This is a genomic window from Pseudomonas sp. RIT-PI-a (genome assembly GCF_001187875.1).
Classification (GTDB): Bacteria; Pseudomonadota; Gammaproteobacteria; order Pseudomonadales; family Pseudomonadaceae; genus Aquipseudomonas; species Aquipseudomonas coleopterorum.
In genome coordinates this window covers 79,966-94,514 of the sequence record NZ_LGIR01000027.1, presented here as the reverse complement: position 1 = coordinate 94,514, position 14,549 = coordinate 79,966, and the positions used below count along the sequence as shown (strand labels likewise).

General features: G+C 63.7%; 16 protein-coding genes and 1 tRNA gene. 10 read left to right on the top strand and 7 right to left on the bottom strand.

What is annotated here, in order from left to right:
* Positions 1 to 76: 76 nt before the first annotated feature.
* The 3 genes from minE to minC form a co-directional block, all read right to left on the bottom strand.
* Positions 77 to 331 (bottom strand): cell division topological specificity factor MinE, encoded by a 255-nt coding sequence (minE, locus tag AC788_RS15895; RefSeq protein WP_049861542.1) that lies wholly within the window; start codon positions 329 to 331, stop codon positions 77 to 79.
* Positions 331 to 1,143 carry a septum site-determining protein MinD gene (gene minD / locus AC788_RS15890; protein WP_049861541.1) on the bottom strand — a complete coding sequence of 271 codons (813 nt, stop codon included), beginning with the start codon at positions 1,141 to 1,143 and terminating at the stop codon, positions 331 to 333. The genes minE and minD overlap by 1 nt, the downstream gene beginning before the upstream one ends.
* A 153-nt stretch (positions 1,144 to 1,296) precedes the next feature.
* The gene (gene minC / locus AC788_RS15885; RefSeq protein ID WP_049861540.1) at positions 1,297 to 2,022 is read right to left on the bottom strand and encodes a septum site-determining protein MinC; all 726 of its coding nucleotides are present in this window, start codon (positions 2,020 to 2,022) and stop codon (positions 1,297 to 1,299) included.
* A gap of 138 nt (positions 2,023 to 2,160) precedes the next feature.
* Here minC and AC788_RS15880 point away from each other — a divergent pair, with 138 nt between their 5' ends.
* The gene (locus tag AC788_RS15880; RefSeq protein WP_049861539.1) at positions 2,161 to 3,093 is read left to right on the top strand and encodes a lipid A biosynthesis lauroyl acyltransferase; all 933 of its coding nucleotides are present in this window, start codon (positions 2,161 to 2,163) and stop codon (positions 3,091 to 3,093) included.
* Positions 3,094 to 3,169: 76 nt separating this feature from the next.
* On the opposite strand, the gene AC788_RS15875 is transcribed toward AC788_RS15880, so the two are convergent.
* The 3 genes from AC788_RS15875 to AC788_RS15865 form a co-directional block, all read right to left on the bottom strand.
* On the bottom strand, positions 3,170 to 3,949 hold the full coding sequence (locus tag AC788_RS15875) for an MlaA family lipoprotein (protein WP_049861538.1): 780 nt from the start codon (positions 3,947 to 3,949) through the stop codon (positions 3,170 to 3,172).
* Complete coding sequence (locus AC788_RS15870) at positions 3,942 to 5,240, bottom strand: serine/threonine protein kinase (RefSeq protein ID WP_049861537.1); 1,299 nt, start codon at positions 5,238 to 5,240, stop codon at positions 3,942 to 3,944. Before AC788_RS15870 ends, AC788_RS15875 begins: the two co-directional genes overlap by 8 nt.
* 177 nt (positions 5,241 to 5,417) lie before the next feature.
* Positions 5,418 to 5,930: a DUF2062 domain-containing protein gene (locus AC788_RS15865; RefSeq protein ID WP_049861536.1), complete on the bottom strand. Its 513-nt coding sequence runs from the start codon at positions 5,928 to 5,930 to the stop codon at positions 5,418 to 5,420.
* A 147-nt stretch (positions 5,931 to 6,077) separates the two neighbouring features.
* Here AC788_RS15865 and AC788_RS15860 point away from each other — a divergent pair, with 147 nt between their 5' ends.
* From AC788_RS15860 to AC788_RS15825, 8 genes are all read left to right on the top strand, one after another.
* Positions 6,078 to 8,309 carry a DNA internalization-related competence protein ComEC/Rec2 gene (locus AC788_RS15860; protein ID WP_049861535.1) on the top strand — a complete coding sequence of 744 codons (2,232 nt, stop codon included), beginning with the start codon at positions 6,078 to 6,080 and terminating at the stop codon, positions 8,307 to 8,309.
* Between the two features lie 80 nt (positions 8,310 to 8,389).
* A complete protein-coding gene (locus AC788_RS15855; protein WP_043193308.1) occupies positions 8,390 to 9,025 on the top strand; it encodes a MotA/TolQ/ExbB proton channel family protein in 636 nt (211 codons plus the stop codon).
* Complete coding sequence (locus AC788_RS15850; RefSeq protein WP_049861534.1) at positions 9,022 to 9,450, top strand: ExbD/TolR family protein; 429 nt, start codon at positions 9,022 to 9,024, stop codon at positions 9,448 to 9,450. The genes AC788_RS15855 and AC788_RS15850 overlap by 4 nt, the downstream gene beginning before the upstream one ends.
* Entirely contained in the window at positions 9,450 to 10,445 is a 996-nt protein-coding gene (gene lpxK, locus AC788_RS15845) for a tetraacyldisaccharide 4'-kinase (protein WP_049861533.1), read from the top strand. The genes AC788_RS15850 and lpxK overlap by 1 nt, the downstream gene beginning before the upstream one ends.
* Before the next feature lie 23 nt (positions 10,446 to 10,468).
* A complete protein-coding gene (locus AC788_RS15840; RefSeq protein ID WP_049861532.1) occupies positions 10,469 to 10,654 on the top strand; it encodes a Trm112 family protein in 186 nt (61 codons plus the stop codon).
* Positions 10,651 to 11,415 (top strand): 3-deoxy-manno-octulosonate cytidylyltransferase, encoded by a 765-nt coding sequence (kdsB, locus tag AC788_RS15835; RefSeq protein WP_049861531.1) that lies wholly within the window; start codon positions 10,651 to 10,653, stop codon positions 11,413 to 11,415. The genes AC788_RS15840 and kdsB overlap by 4 nt, the downstream gene beginning before the upstream one ends.
* Positions 11,412 to 12,434, top strand: coding sequence for a UDP-N-acetylmuramate dehydrogenase (gene murB / locus AC788_RS15830; RefSeq protein ID WP_049861530.1), 1,023 nt, complete (start codon positions 11,412 to 11,414; stop codon positions 12,432 to 12,434). The genes kdsB and murB overlap by 4 nt, the downstream gene beginning before the upstream one ends.
* 53 nt (positions 12,435 to 12,487) lie before the next feature.
* The gene (locus AC788_RS15825) at positions 12,488 to 13,081 is read left to right on the top strand and encodes a nucleotidyltransferase family protein (RefSeq protein WP_049861529.1); all 594 of its coding nucleotides are present in this window, start codon (positions 12,488 to 12,490) and stop codon (positions 13,079 to 13,081) included.
* A gap of 65 nt (positions 13,082 to 13,146) precedes the next feature.
* Here AC788_RS15825 and AC788_RS15820 read toward each other — a convergent pair.
* Positions 13,147 to 13,223, bottom strand: a tRNA-Met gene (locus AC788_RS15820).
* A 255-nt stretch (positions 13,224 to 13,478) separates the two neighbouring features.
* Here AC788_RS15820 and dinB point away from each other — a divergent pair.
* Positions 13,479 to 14,543, top strand: coding sequence for a DNA polymerase IV (gene dinB, locus AC788_RS15815; RefSeq protein ID WP_049861528.1), 1,065 nt, complete (start codon positions 13,479 to 13,481; stop codon positions 14,541 to 14,543).
* Positions 14,544 to 14,549 lie beyond the last annotated feature (6 nt).

Here is a 14,549-nt window from a genome sequence, read left to right as displayed (position 1 = left end):
TCAGAAACGCCAACGGCGGCGCGTCGACCCTTTTCAACAAAGGGCCGGCGGGCCGCCGTGGAGCCGAGCGCGAGGCTCAGCGGTCAGGCAAGGTAATGTTCAATTCCAGAATCGAGCAGCTACCCTGGTTCTCGAGTGCAACCTGTACCTGGTCGCTCTCGATGTTCACATACTTGCGAATCACTTCCACCAGCTCTTTCTGCAGGGCGGGCAAGTAATCAGGGGTCGTGCGTTGGCCACGTTCATGCGCCACGATGATCTGTAGACGCTCTTTCGCAACCGACGCGGTGCTGCCTTTCTTGCGATCGCGAAAGAAGTCGAAAATATTCATTAGCGACCTCCAAACAGGCGCTCGATCCAGCCCTTTTTCTTGAAATCAAGGAAACGGTGCGGCTTTTCCTTGCCCAACAAACGGTCGACGGCATCGCTGTACGCCTGGCCGGCGTCGCTCTGGTCGTCGAAGATCACCGGCGTACCCGAGTTGGATGCCTTGAGCACGGCCTCGGATTCCGGGATCACGCCCAACAGACGGACCGAGAGGATTTCCTCGACGTCCTCGACGCCCAGCATTTCGCCCTTGCTGACGCGCTCGGGGCTGTAGCGGGTGATCAGCAGGTGTTCCTTGATCGGATCCTCGCCCTGTTCGGCGCGGCGCGATTTGCTCGCCAGCAAGCCCAGCATGCGGTCCGAATCTCGCACCGAGGAGACTTCCGGGTTGGTCACCACGATCGCCTCGTCGGCGAAGTACATGGCAAGGTGAGCACCTTTCTCGATGCCCGCCGGGGAGTCGCACAGAATGTAGTCGTGGGTCTTGGACAGCTCGTTGATGATCTTCTCGACGCCTTCCTTGGTCAGGGCGTCCTTGTCGCGCGTCTGGCTGGCAGCCAGGATGAAGAGGTTCTCGACGCGCTTGTCCTTGATCAGGGCCTGTTGCAAGGTCGCTTCGCCGTTCACGACGTTAACGAAGTCGTACACCACGCGGCGTTCGCAGCCCATGATCAAGTCAAGGTTACGCAGGCCGACGTCGAAGTCGATGATGACGGTTTTGTGGCCGCGCAATGCGAGGCCGGTGCCGATGGCGGCGCTGGTGGTGGTCTTGCCCACACCACCCTTGCCGGATGTAACCACGAGAATCTTGGCCAAGGTGTATCACCTCTACTGAAAAAGGGACGGTTAATCCCCGAAAAAACATGACTTCAAAACATCGGCGGACTGCATGAGCCGGCGGTACTGGAAGCGGTACCGCGCGACAACCGCGCTATTTGAAAGTTGCGCTGAAAATGGCGGCAGTATCCGTTAAAGACGGGTGATGTTCAACACATCCCCGGATAAGCTGACCTGAACGGGTGAACCCCACAACGGGTCGCGTCGCAGGTCCTCGGAGACCTTGTATTGCCCGGCGATGGACAGCAGCTCGGCGCCCAGTTGCTGACAGAAGATGCGCGCCTTGCGGTCGCCCTTGATGCCGGCCAGGGCGCGTCCGCGCATCGGGCCGTAGACATGGATGTTGCCATCGGCGAGAAGTTCCGCACCCGAACTGACCGAGCTGATCACCACCAGATCGCAGCCCTGGGCATAGATCTGCTGGCCGCCGCGGATCGGCGTGGTGATCACGCGAGTGGGCTGGATCAAGGGCTCGGGCGGCTTTTCCGGCTTTTTTTCCTCGACTTCCAGGGGCCGTTCGCGCGCGCCCGAAGGCGGCAGCACGGGCAGGTCGATGGCGATCGCCGCGGCGATGTCCTCGATACGGCTGGCGCGCACTGCCAGGGTCCGCAGGCCATGATGACGGCAGATGCGCATCAGGCCGGGCAGGTCGATGCTGCCCTGGTTGGCGGGCAGCTTGTCCAGCGCCAGCACCAGCGGCGTGTTGCTGAAGAAGTTCGGTGCCTGGGCCACCTTGGCTGCCAATTGGCGGTCCAGGGCGGCAAGGTTGTTCTGCGCCAACTCAAGCACGGTGATGGCGAGCATGCTGCCCTTGAGTTGGAACACAGGTTCCTGGTCTAGCTGATCGGTCTGGCTCATGGTCGGCAAAACGCGCCTTGTAACTAAAAAAGTGCCGAGACTTATAGCGAGAACCACCTTCCCCTGCAAGCCGCGACGCAGCGATGGAAGGTCAACCCATGTAGAATGCGCGGCCTTGTTGCCTGTACGGAATCGTCAATGGAACGCCCGCGCTTTCGCCGATATTTTCTTCATCCGCGCTTCTGGCCCCTGTGGCTGGGGCTGGGCGGGTTGTGGCTGGTCGTGCAACTGCCCTACGGCGCGTTGCTGCGCCTGGGGCGCTGGCTGGGTCTGGGCATGTACCGCGTGGCCAGCGAACGCCGCCGCGTAGCGGCGCGCAACCTGGAGCTGTGCTTCCCGCAGATGCCGCCCGTCGAAAGAAAGCGCCTGCTCAAGGAAAACTTCGCCTCGACCGGCATCGCCTTCTTCGAAATGGCCATGAGTTGGTGGTGGCCTAAAGCACGCCTGGCCAAGCTCGCGCACATCGAAGGGCTCGAACACCTGCAAGCGGCCCAGCGTGACGGCGAGGGGGCGATTCTGATGGCCCTGCATTTCACCACCCTGGAGATTGGCGCGGCGCTGCTGGGCCAGCGTCATACCATCGACGGCATGTACCGCGAGCATCGCAATGCGTTGTTCGACTTCGTGCAGCGCCAGGGCCGCGAGCGCCACAATCTCGATTCGCTGGCGGTGGAGCGCGAGGACGTGCGCGGCATGATCAAGCTGCTGCGCAAGGGCCGCGCGATCTGGTATGCCCCCGATCAGGACTACGGCGCCAAGCAGAGTATTTTCGTACCGTTGTTCGGCATCGAAGCAGCGACGGTGACGGCGACCACCCACTTCGCCCGTCTGGGCAAGGCACGGGTCATCCCGTTCACGCAACGACGGCTGGAAGATGGCAGTGGCTATCGGTTGGTTCTGCATCCGCCGTTGGAAGGGTTCCCCGGCGAAAGCGAAGCGGCTGATGCATTGCGCATCAACCAGTGGGTGGAGCAGGCCGTGACCGAATGCCCTGAGCAGTATCTGTGGGCCCACCGGCGCTTCAAGTCACGACCGGCCGGTGCCCCCAAACTCTACGACAAGCGCCGATGAACCAGCCCTGACGGTCTCTTCGCGCGGTTCCTGTGGGAGCAGGTTCTACCCGCGAAGAGGCCCGTCGCAGATGTACCTACTCGGCGATCTGCAGCTTGCGCGCCTCGGTATACACGTAGCGCACCTTCTCGTACTCGAACGGCGAGTTCATCTGGCCGTAGCGAAAGCTGTTGCTGTAGCGTCGGTCCACGGCACGCAGTGCCCACAGCTCCGGATGGTTGCTGCTCACCTCGGCTACATTGAGGAAGTTGATCTGGTTCTCGACGGCAAAGTCGAACACCAGGCCAGTGGTGTCACGCAGGTTGGACGGACCCAAAATCGGCAGCACCAGATAGGCACCGTTCGGTACACCGTAGAAGCCCAGGGTCTGGCCAAAATCCTCGGACTGCTTCTGCAGGCCGAACCAGGTCGCCGGATCCCACAGCCCCGCCACACCCAGGGTGGTGTTCACCAACAGCCGTCCAGACGTGTCCAGAGCACGCTTGCCTTTGAGCTGCAGCAGACTGTTGACCAGGCTAGGCACTTCGCCCAGGTTGCTGAAGAAGTTGCTCACGCCCGTGCGCAGGAACGACGGCGTGATATAGGTGTAGCCGTTCACCACCGGCAGGAACACCCACTCGTCGAAGCGGTAGTTGAAGTGGTAGAGGCGTCGGTTCAGGTTTTCCAGCGGGTCGTACACGTTCAACGCCGTCAGGGTGGAGCGCTCGAACTCGCGCTGATCCAGGCCCGGATTGAATTTGAGAACCTGCAACGGTTGCTTGAAGCCGTCGCTGTCGACCTTCTGTACGGTGCTGTCGTCGGCCTGGGCAAAGCCTGCGCAGAGCAGCGTTGCCATCAACAGGAATTTTCTAGCCACGGAAGAACTCCAGCATAGCGTCGCTGTTGACGCGGTAATTGAGGTTGCCGCAATGGCCGCCATAAGGGTAAACGGTCAGGCGATCGCCAAAGGTCTTGCGCAGGAAGCCCAGGTCGCCAGGGCCCAGGATCACGTCGTCGGCATTGTGCATGACGCTGATCTTGGGGCTGTTCTGCAGGTAGTCCTTGATGCCATACAGGCTCACCTGATCCACCAGCTGCAGCAGGCTGCCGCCATCGGTACGGGCGCGCCACATCGGAATCACCTGCTCGGTCAGGTAGCAGTCGAAGTCGCACTGCAGCGCCCGGCGCAGGAACGGCGTGAGGCTGGTGCCTTCACTGATCGGATATTTGGGCGGCGTGATCAGCCCGCGGCGGTTGATCAGGTCGGACGTAAAGGCAATGTCGGCGGCCGAAAAGCGGAACGAGGTGCCGATCAACATGGCCATCTGTTCATTGGACAGGTGCTGCTTGGACTGCTGGAAATCGTAGAGCAGGGCATCGTTGAGGTCGATGTAGCCCTTCTGCTGGAAGTAGCGCGTCAGCTTGTTCAGGACCAGTTCATAGAACGTGGTGCTGTTGTTGATGCCCTTGACCTGGGTCTGCACCAGTTTGTCGAGGTTGGTGATCGACGTGTACAGATTGACCGGCGGGTTGAGCAGCAGCACTTTCTTGAAATTGAAACTGCGGCGCGTTTCATCCAGTTGGCTGACGAATGCCGCGTCCAGCGCACCAAGGCTGTAGCCGGTCAGATAGAACTCGGTGATCGGCAACTTGGGATGCTGTGCACGCACGGCCTGCATGACTCGATACAGGTCCTCGGCATCTTCGCGGGTCACGCCCGGTGTGGCGAAGCGCGAGGCAGCGCTGATGAAGTCGAAGCTGGTCGGCGAGGACAGCTGAACAACGTGGTAGCCGGCCTGGTAATACAGCTTCTTCAGATATTCGTTGAGCGAGCTGCTATAGGGCGCGCCGGTGCCGGCGATGAGGAAGATCAGCGGCGCGGCGTGGTCCTGCTGGGCCAGGCGATAACGCAGTTTCTTCACCGCCCAGAAATTGTCCGGCAGGATGAACTCGCGCTCCGGGCGCAGGTTCAGGCTGTAGTCGGCCTGATCGATGTCTTCGTCCAGAGGCAGCTTGGGGCGCAACTCCGGCGGCGTCGACGCGATGGTGGCCTCGAACGGGTTGGTGAGCGGATAGCCATAGGTGGCGGGGTCGATATCCTTCGCCAACGCGGACGCACTCATGATGAGGCCGCCAAGCAGGGCAGCGAAGCGCAATGATCGGAGCATGACGGAGTCCCTAGAGGAGAATGCTGTGTTGACGTTCGAGGCTAGGACAAGCGCACTGGTGGCAAGTTGCCAAACCGCTGAACTTTTAACGCGACCACTCGTCCTGACCGGCCGCACGATACACCGAAATGGCCCCGCGATGCGCGGGTGCCGATTTCCCTGCCAGCCAGGGAACCGCTAGCGCCGTTGCTTGCGTCGGCGCCACTGGCGGCTCACCCACCAGCGCCAGTACAGCATGGTCAAGAGGTAGGCCAGGGCACCCAGGACCACGCCTGTCACCACCGAGCCGAGCAGAAACGGCTGCCACAGCGTGGACATCTGGCTCATGACCCAGTCCCAGCTGTAGGAATCGGGCAGTTGCCGGGGCGGTTGGCCCAACAGCCACGAGCCCACCTTGTACGTGCAATAGAACACCGGCGGCATGGTGATCGGGTTGGTCAGCCACACCAGGCTGACCGCGATCGGCATGTTGCCACGCACCATGATCGCCAACGCCGCCGCCAAGACCATCTGCAGGGGAATCGGCATGAACGCGGCGAATAGCCCGACCGCCATGGCCCGAGCCACGGAATGACGATTCAGATGCCACAGATTGGCGTCCTGCAGGAGGCGACCCAGAAATCGCAGCGACTTGTGTTCGCGGATCGTCTCTGGGTCCGGCATGTAGCGCTTGAACAGGCGACGCGGCATAGCGGTCTCGCACATATCTGTCTGGATGTGTCCGGCAGTATGCACAAGTTCCCCGGCGTCGGAGCTCAGACTTTGTGACATTTGATAAGGCGCGCCGCGCTGCGATTCCCCTTAGCCTTGGCCGGCGGTTTTTCCCGGGAGGAGGGTATGCGCACAGCGATGTTGGCGCTGGCGACAGGGATGGTGTGTCTGCGCGGGCTGCCGGCCTTGCCGTCGCTGGGCTGGTTGATGGGGATGGCGGCGGTCGCATCGCTATTGCTGGTGGCGCGCCGCTGGCACTGCGGGCTGTTTCTGCTGGGGTTATGCTGGGCATGCCTGCATGCCCACTGGGCGACGAACGATCAGCTGGCGCCGGCGCTCGACGGGCAGACCCTGTGGCTCGAGGGCGAAGTGGTCGGCTTGCCGGCGGTGAGCGGCAACACCCTGCGCTTCGAGCTGGCGGATGCCTGGCCGCGCCGCGCGCAGTTGCCGTCACGGCTGCGTCTGGCCTGGTACGGCGGCCCACCGGGGGCCAGCGGCGAACGCTGGCGCCTGGCGGTGAAACTCAAACGCCCGCGTGCGTTGGTCAATCCTGGCGGTTTCGACGCCCAGGCTTGGGCCCTGGCCAAGGGGTTCGGCGCCACGGGCAGCGTCAAGGCCGGCGAGCGGGTGCGTGCAGCCCGCCTGGCCTGGCGCGATGGACTGCGCCAGCGTCTGCTGGCGGTCGACAGCCAACAACAGGGCGGTACCCTGGCCGCGTTGCTGCTGGGTGACGGTTCCGCGGTCTCGCGCCAGCAGTGGGAAGTGCTCCAGGCCACCGGCACCGTGCATCTGTTGGTCATTTCCGGCCAGCATGTCGGCCTGCTGGCGGGGCTGGTGTATGGACTGGTGGCTTTGTTGGCCAAAGTCGGCCTGTGGCCGGCGCGGTGGCCGTGGTTACCCTGCGCCTGCGCCTTGGCGTTCGCCGCCGCGTTGTCATACGGATTACTGGCCGGCTTCCAGGTGCCGGTACGTCGCGCCTGCATCATGATCGGCCTGGTGCTGATGTGGCGGCTGCGCTTTCGCCACCTGGGCGTCTGGTGGCCGCTGCTGCTGGCGTTCACCCTGGTGTTGCTGGTCGACCCACTGGTGAGCCTGCAGCCCGGCTTCTGGCTATCGTTCACTGCCGTGGGGGTGTTGCTGCTGACGTTCTCAGGGCGCCTCGGGGGGTGGCGCTGGTGGCAGGCCTGGACCCGTGCGCAGTGCTGCGTGGCCGTCGGGCTGCTGCCGGTGATGGTGGCCCTGGCCCTGCCGGTCAGTGTCAGCGGGCCGCTGGTCAATTTGCTCGCCGTACCCTGGATCAGCCTTGTGGTACTGCCAGTGGCCATGGCCGGCGCCGTGCTGCTACCGGCACCCTGGATCGGCGAAAGCCTGTTGTGGCTGGCTGGCGGGGCATTGCGCGGGCTGTTTCAATGGCTGACCTGGACCGCCGAATGGAGCCCTCCCTGGCTGCCGCCCGGCGTGTCGCCAGAAGTATGGCTGGTGCTCGCGATCGGCATCCTGCTGCTGTTGCTGCCAGCGGGCGTGCCGTTGCGCTGGCTGAGCGTGCCGATGGTCGGGCTGCTGCTGTTCAGCCCGCGTCAGGCGCCGCCCGTGGGCCAGGCCGATATCTGGGTGCTGGACGTTGGCCAGGGCCTGGCTGTGCTGGTACGCACCGCCCACCACCAAGTGCTCTATGACACCGGTCCTGGGCTGGGCGAAGTCGATGCCGGCACCAGTGTCGTCGTGCCCAGCCTGGTCGCGCTGGGTGTACGGCACCTGGATGCGATGATCATCAGTCATGCCCACCTCGATCACTCTGGCGGTGCAGGCTCCGTGCGGCGACGCCTGCCCGTCACCCAGACGTTGGCCGGAGAACCCGGCGCACTGCCGGCCGCATGGCAGGCGCAGCCCTGCAAGCCGGGTCGTAGTTGGGAATGGGATGAGGTCAGGTTCGTGCTGTGGCGCTGGCCGTCGGCGGTACCCGGCAATCCCGCTTCCTGCGTGCTCTGGGTCGAAGCCAACGGCGAACGGCTGTTGCTCGCAGGCGACATCGACGCGTCGGCCGAAAGGGCCCTGCTCGGCAGTGGTCTGGCGCCTCAGGCGCATTGGTTGCAGGCGCCCCATCATGGCAGCAAGACCTCATCGAGCAAGCCGTTCCTTGAAGCGGTGCAGCCTCACGCCGCGCTGATATCGCGTGGACACGACAACACCTTTGGTCATCCACACGCCGACGTACTGGCGCGTTACCAGGCCTTGGGCATCACTTCTCACGACACAGCCGAGGCGGGCGCATTGCGCGTCCAGTTGGGGACCTATGGTCCCGTGCAGCGGCAGCGCGACCAGCGACGTCTCTGGCGTGACGCGGCCATCGCGCCGTGAGCTTTCCAGCGGTCATCACGCACTTCGACCCGCCGCACCCCTATGGTAGAGTGGCGAACTTTTTCGAGGGGATCGCACCTGTGTGGGAATTGGTTAAGTCTGGCGGCTGGATGATGTTGCCAATCATAGTGAGCTCCATCGTTGCGCTGGCCATCATCGCCGAGCGCTTGTGGACCTTGCGTGCCAGCCGCGTCTCGCCCGCCCATCTGGTCGGCCAGGTCTGGCGCTGGAAGAAAGACAAGCAGTTGAGCAAGGAAAAGCTCAAGGAGCTGCGCGCCGACTCGCCCCTCGGTGAAATTCTCGCCGCTGGCCTGGCCAACTCGCGCCACGGCCGCGAAATCATGAAGGAAAGCATCGAGGAAGCCGCCAGCCGCGTCATCCACGAGCTGGAACGCTATATCAGCACCCTGGGCACCATTGCTGCGATGGCCCCACTGCTAGGCCTGCTGGGCACGGTGATCGGCATGATCGAGATCTTCGGCTCGTTCACCGGCGGCGCCGTGAGCGGCAATCCCAGCGTCATGGCTGGCGGTATCTCCAAGGCGCTGGTTACCACCGCGTCCGGCCTGATCGTCGCGATCCCGGCGCTGTTCTTCCATCGCCTGCTGCAGCGCCGCATCGATGAGTTGGTAGTGGGCATGGAACAGGAAGCCATCAAGCTGGTGGAAGTCGTGCAGGGTGATCGCGAGGTCGACCTGGCCGAGGAAAAAGCGTGAAGTTTCGTCGTCGCAGTCGGGAGAACATCGAGCTCAACCTGATCTCGCTGATAGACGTCGTCTTCGTGCTGCTGCTGTTCTTCGTGATCACCACTACGTTCACCCGCGAGACCCAGTTGCGTGTCGAGCTTCCCGAAGCGGTGAATGGCGCGCCGGAGCAGGCCAGCGACCTCAAGCGCATCGACATCGCCATCAGCGCCGAGGGCGTCTACGCGGTCAACAACCAGCTGCTGCCCAAGAGCGACCTGCCGACCCTGATCGAGGCCCTGCGCACCGCATCGGCGGGCGACAGCGCGCTGCCCCTGTCGATCAGTGCCGATGGCAAGACGCCCCATCAGGCAGTGATCAGTGCCATGGATGCTGCCGGCAAGCTCGGCTTCAGCCAGATCAGCATGATCACTGTCGAGGCGCAGGCAAATCCCTGATGAGCCTCGCCGACCGCTTGTCCGCCGCCTGGTACACCGGCCATCGTGCGCTGTGGCTGTTGCGTCCGCTGGAATGCCTGTACCGCCACGTTGTGCTGCGCAAGCGGCGGCGCTTCGAGGCCGGGCAGGGCGAGATCTACCGAGCACCGGTACCGGTGCTGGTGGTCGGCAACATTACCGTCGGTGGCACCGGCAAGACACCGATGATCCTCTGGCTGATCGAGCATTGCCGCGCCCGCGGCCTGCGCGTCGGCGTGGTCAGTCGCGGCTACGGCGCCCAGCCGCCGAGCCTGCCGTGGCGGGTCAGCGCCGATCAGGACGCAGCCCAGGCGGGCGATGAACCGCTGCTGATCGTGCAGCGCAGTGGCGTACCGCTGGTGATCGACCCCGATCGGGGCCGCGCTGTGCGTGCGCTGCTCGATGCCGAACCCGTGGACCTCGTCCTCAGTGACGATGGTCTGCAGCATTACCGCCTGGCTCGTGACATCGAACTGGTCCTGATCGACGCCGCGCGCGGACTGGGCAATGGCCGCTGCCTGCCTGCAGGCCCGTTGCGCGAACCCGCCGAACGCCTGCAGACGGTGGATGCCGTGCTGTGCAACGGTGCCGCCGACGATTCCCCGCAAGGCTACGGCCTGACCCTGCAAGCCCAGGCGCTGATCAACGTGCGCAGCGGCGAACGCCGATCCTTGAGCCATTTCCCCCCCGGACAGGCCCTTCACGCCGTGGCCGGGATTGGCAATCCGCAACGTTTCTTCGACACCCTGCAGGCGCTACACTGGCAGCCTGTCGCGCACCCTTTCGCCGACCATGCCCGGCTCACGCTCCAGGCCCTGAGTTTCGAGCCGCCGCTGCCGGTGGTCATGACCGAGAAGGATGCCGTGAAGTGCCGCGAGTTCGCCGCCGCGGATTGGTGGTACCTGGCCGTCGACGCCCAGCCCTCACCACGCTTCATCGGTTGGCTCGACCAGCGTCTGACCGACCTTTTGCCCTGATTCCCTGCCTTGAAGGATTTTCCATGGACACCAAATTGCTCGACATTCTCGCCTGCCCGATCACCAAGGGTCCGCTCAAGCTCAGCGCCGACAAGACCGAACTGATCAGCAAGGGCGCAGGCCTGGCGTATCCCATTCGCGACGGCATTCCGGTGATGCTGGAAACCGAAGCCCGCACCCTCACCGACGACGAGCGCCTGGATAAATGAGCACGGCCTTCACTGTCGTGATCCCCGCCCGCTACCAGTCGACGCGCCTGCCGGGCAAGCCGCTGCAGATGATCGCTGGCAAGCCGATGATCCAGCATGTCTGGGAGCAGGCCTGCAAGAGCACCGCTGCGCGGGTGGTGGTCGCCACCGACGACGGTCGTATCGAGTCCGCCTGCCGTGCCTTCGGCGCCGAAGTGGTGATGACCCGTCCTGACCACGAGTCCGGCACCGACCGCCTGGCCGAGGTCTGCCAGGCGCTGGGCCTGGATGCCGACGCGATCGTGGTCAATGTGCAGGGCGACGAGCCGTTGATTCCGCCCGTGGTGATCGACCAGGTGGCGGCCAATCTCGCCGCCAGTCGCGAGGCCGCCATGGCGACCTTGGCCGAGCCGATCGCAGACGTGGAGGCACTGTTCAACCCCAACGTGGTCAAGGTCGTCACGGACCTTAACGGCCTGGCGCTGACTTTCAGCCGCGCACCGCTGCCCTGGGCGCGCGATGACTTCGCCAACGATCGCGACGTCCTGCCAGCCCAGGTGCCCTATCGTCGTCACATCGGCATCTATGCCTACCGTGCCGGCTTCCTGCAGGATTTCGTGCAGTGGGGCCCTTGCTGGCTGGAAAGCACAGAGCGTCTGGAGCAGCTGCGGGCGCTCTGGCACGGTGTGCGCATCCATGTCGCCGACGCCGTCCAGGCGCCACCCGCCGGTGTCGACACCGCCGAAGATCTTGAGCGCGTGCGGCGCCTGCTGGCGTCATGAGCCTGGACATCCGTGCCAACCAGTCGCTCAAGCCCTACAACACCTTCGGCATCGACGTTCGAGCGGCGTTCTTCGTCTCCGTGCACAGCGATGGCGAACTCGAGCAGGCACTGGCGTGGGCGGCGACGAGGAATCTGCGCGTGCTGGTCATCGGTGGCGGCAGCAACCTGCTGCTGACCACTGACTTGAGCGAGCTGCTGGTGGTGCGCATGGACAACCGTGGTGTCCGTGTGCTCGAAGAAAATGGCGATCAGGTATTGCTGGAAGCCGAAGCCGGCGAGCCGTGGCATCCTTTCGTGTTGCAGACGCTCGAGCTGGGTCTGGCGGGGCTGGAAAACCTCAGCCTGATCCCCGGCACCGTGGGCGCGGCACCGATGCAGAACATCGGTGCCTACGGTGTCGAGATCAAGGACGTGTTCGCCGGCCTGACCGCGCTGGACCGGGACACGCTGCAGGTCCGCGACTTCAGTGTCACCGACTGCGCCTTCGGCTATCGCGACAGCGTGTTCAAGCGCCAGCCCGGACGCTGGGTGATCCTGCGTGTGCGTTTCAAGCTGTCGCGCTCGGCGCCGGTGCATCTGGACTACGGCCCTGTGCGTCAACGATTGGCCGACCAGGGTATCCAGCACCCCACGCCCAACGACGTCAGTGCCGCCATCTGCAGCATTCGTCGCGAAAAGCTGCCCGATCCTGCCGAACTGGGCAACGCCGGCAGCTTCTTCAAGAATCCGGTAGTGACCGCGCCGGTGCTGGACGCCATTCGCCGCGAGCATCCCGATGCAGTGGCCTATCCCCAGGCCGATGGGCTCTTCAAGCTGGCGGCCGGCTGGTTGATCGAGCGCGCAGGCTGGAAAGGCTATCGCGACGGCGACGCTGGCGTGCACCGCTTGCAGTCGCTGGTGCTGGTCAACTACGGCGGCGCCTCAGGCAAGCAGCTGTATGCGCTGGCTCAGCGGATCCAGGAAGATATCCAGTCGCGCTTTGGCGTAGCGCTGGAAATGGAACCCAACCTGTATTGATCGCGACGCCATTCCATCTGCAGTGCGCCATGTGATCACCGGAGCTCAACGACATGTCAGCCATTATTGCACCTTGCGCCCTGATCCTCGCTGCGGGAGAGGGTCGGCGTTTTCAGGAAGCGGCAGGGCAGGGCAGCGACAAACTGCTCGCCCGGTGCCGAGGGTTGGATGGCATCGAGCGCAGCGTCATCGAGCAGGTGCTGCGCAATCTCGGCGAGGCAGTCGAGCGTCGTGTGCTGGTCACCCGTACGCACAAGACACAAGTGATAGAGGTCGCCCAGGCTTACGGCTGCGAAGTGGTGCTTCTCGACTCCGCAGGCATGGGCGACAGCCTGCGCACCGGCGTCGAAGCCAGTGCCAACGCCGATGGCTGGTTGGTGTGCCTGGGCGACATGCCGTTCGTGACTGCTGGCACCTTCGCCAAGGTGCGCCGGTCCATGGCGCTGGAGCGCATCAGCATCGCCCATGGCCCGCAAGGGCAGGGGCACCCGGTGGGCTTTGGCCGCGCTTTCCGCGAACAGCTGCTGGTGTTGCGTGGCGATCAAGGTGCACGACGACTGTTTGCCGAAGAACACCTGCATCGTGTGGCGTGTGATGACCTGGGTATCTACCGCGATGTGGATCAGCCTGACGACCTGATTGAGTAATCAGCGGTGGGGCAAAACGCAGGCAACAAAAAAGGCCACTTTTTCAAGTGGCCTTCTTCGTTGTTTGGTTGCGGGAGCCGGATTTGAACCGACGACCTTCGGGTTATGAGCCCGACGAGCTACCAGACTGCTCCATCCCGCGTCTGTGTGGGCTATTCTACAGCGCAGCGCGCGCTTGTCAAACCCTGATTTCAAGAAAACTCTTTTCCATCAATCGCTTAGCTTTGCCAATGGCCTGAAGAGTCAGGCCGGCCGGGGCTTTCAGCGGTATTCCCGATGTTTTTCCGATGAGCCGAGACAGCGCCGTCAGGCTTTGGTGATGGCGCTTGGCGCTGCGAGTGGGATAATACCGTGGTATGTGTACGATCCATTACCCGCCCGGTACCCCGCCCAGACCATGACGCAGCGCAAGATCATCCATGTCGACTGTGACTGCTTCTACGCCGCCATCGAAATGCGTGACGACCCGCGGCTGGCCGGCAAGCCTCTGGCCGTCGGTGGCTCTGCGGAGCGTCGCGGCGTGATCGCCACCTGCAACTACGAGGCGCGCGCCTATGGCGTGCGCTCGGCCATGAGTTCACGTCATGCAGTCAAACTCTGTCCCGACCTGACCATCGTCAAGCCCCGCATGGATGCCTATAAAGAAGCATCGCGGGAGATTCAGGGCATCTTTCGCGAGTACACCGACCTGATCGAGCCGCTGTCACTGGACGAGGCTTACCTCGACGTTTCCGACTGCCCGCATTTTTCCGGCAGCGCCACGCGTATAGCCCAGGACATTCGGCGCAAGGTTTCCAAGCGTCTGCACATCACCGTTTCGGCCGGGGTGGCGCCGAACAAGTTTCTGGCCAAGATTGCCAGCGACTGGCGCAAGCCGGACGGGCTGTTCGTCATCACCCCGCCCCAGGTCGAGGATTTCGTCGCGGCCCTGCCGGTCACCAAACTGCACGGCGTGGGCAAGGTCACTGCGGACAAGCTGGCGCGCCTGGGCATCGACAGCTGCCTGGAGTTGCGTGAGTGGAGCAAATTGGCGCTGGTGCGCGAATTCGGCAGCTTCGGCGAGCGCCTCTACAGCCTGGCTCGCGGCATCGACGATCGTGTGGTGCAGAACGATAGCCGGCGGCAGTCCATCAGCGTGGAAAACACGTATGAGGCAGACCTGCCGGACTTGGCCAGCTGCCTTGGCAAGCTCCCGGAGCTGATGCAGACCCTGGCCGAACGCATCGGGCGGATCGACAGCAGCTATCGCCCCGGCAAGCCGTTCGTCAAAGTGAAGTTCCACGATTTCACCCAGACCACCCTGGAGCAGGCCGGGGCGGGCAGGGACCTGGAAAGCTACCAGCAGCTATTGGGTCAGGCGTTCGCCCGAGGTGGCAAGCCGGTGCGGCTGTTGGGCATCGGCGTGCGTCTGCTGGATCTGCGTGGCGCTCACGAGCAGCTGGAGCTGTTCAGCGAGCGCTGATCGGCG

What these genes read in the sequence shown, in the direction of transcription:
- minE (WP_049861542.1), bottom strand. Translation starts at nt 331, where the DNA reads ATGAATATTTTCGACTTCTTTCGCGATCGCAAGAAAGGCAGCACCGCG.
- minC (WP_049861540.1), bottom strand. Translation starts at nt 2,022, where the DNA reads ATGAGCCAGACCGATCAGCTAGACCAGGAACCTGTGTTCCAACTCAAG.
- AC788_RS15880 (WP_049861539.1), top strand. Translation starts at nt 2,161, where the DNA reads ATGGAACGCCCGCGCTTTCGCCGATATTTTCTTCATCCGCGCTTCTGG.
- AC788_RS15870 (WP_049861537.1), bottom strand. Translation starts at nt 5,240, where the DNA reads ATGCTCCGATCATTGCGCTTCGCTGCCCTGCTTGGCGGCCTCATCATG.
- AC788_RS15865 (WP_049861536.1), bottom strand. Translation starts at nt 5,930, where the DNA reads ATGCCGCGTCGCCTGTTCAAGCGCTACATGCCGGACCCAGAGACGATC.
- AC788_RS15860 (WP_049861535.1), top strand. Translation starts at nt 6,078, where the DNA reads ATGCGCACAGCGATGTTGGCGCTGGCGACAGGGATGGTGTGTCTGCGC.
- lpxK (WP_049861533.1), top strand. Translation starts at nt 9,450, where the DNA reads ATGAGCCTCGCCGACCGCTTGTCCGCCGCCTGGTACACCGGCCATCGT.
- AC788_RS15840 (WP_049861532.1), top strand. Translation starts at nt 10,469, where the DNA reads ATGGACACCAAATTGCTCGACATTCTCGCCTGCCCGATCACCAAGGGT.
- kdsB (WP_049861531.1), top strand. Translation starts at nt 10,651, where the DNA reads ATGAGCACGGCCTTCACTGTCGTGATCCCCGCCCGCTACCAGTCGACG.
- murB (WP_049861530.1), top strand. Translation starts at nt 11,412, where the DNA reads ATGAGCCTGGACATCCGTGCCAACCAGTCGCTCAAGCCCTACAACACC.
- AC788_RS15825 (WP_049861529.1), top strand. Translation starts at nt 12,488, where the DNA reads ATGTCAGCCATTATTGCACCTTGCGCCCTGATCCTCGCTGCGGGAGAG.
- dinB (WP_049861528.1), top strand. Translation starts at nt 13,479, where the DNA reads ATGACGCAGCGCAAGATCATCCATGTCGACTGTGACTGCTTCTACGCC.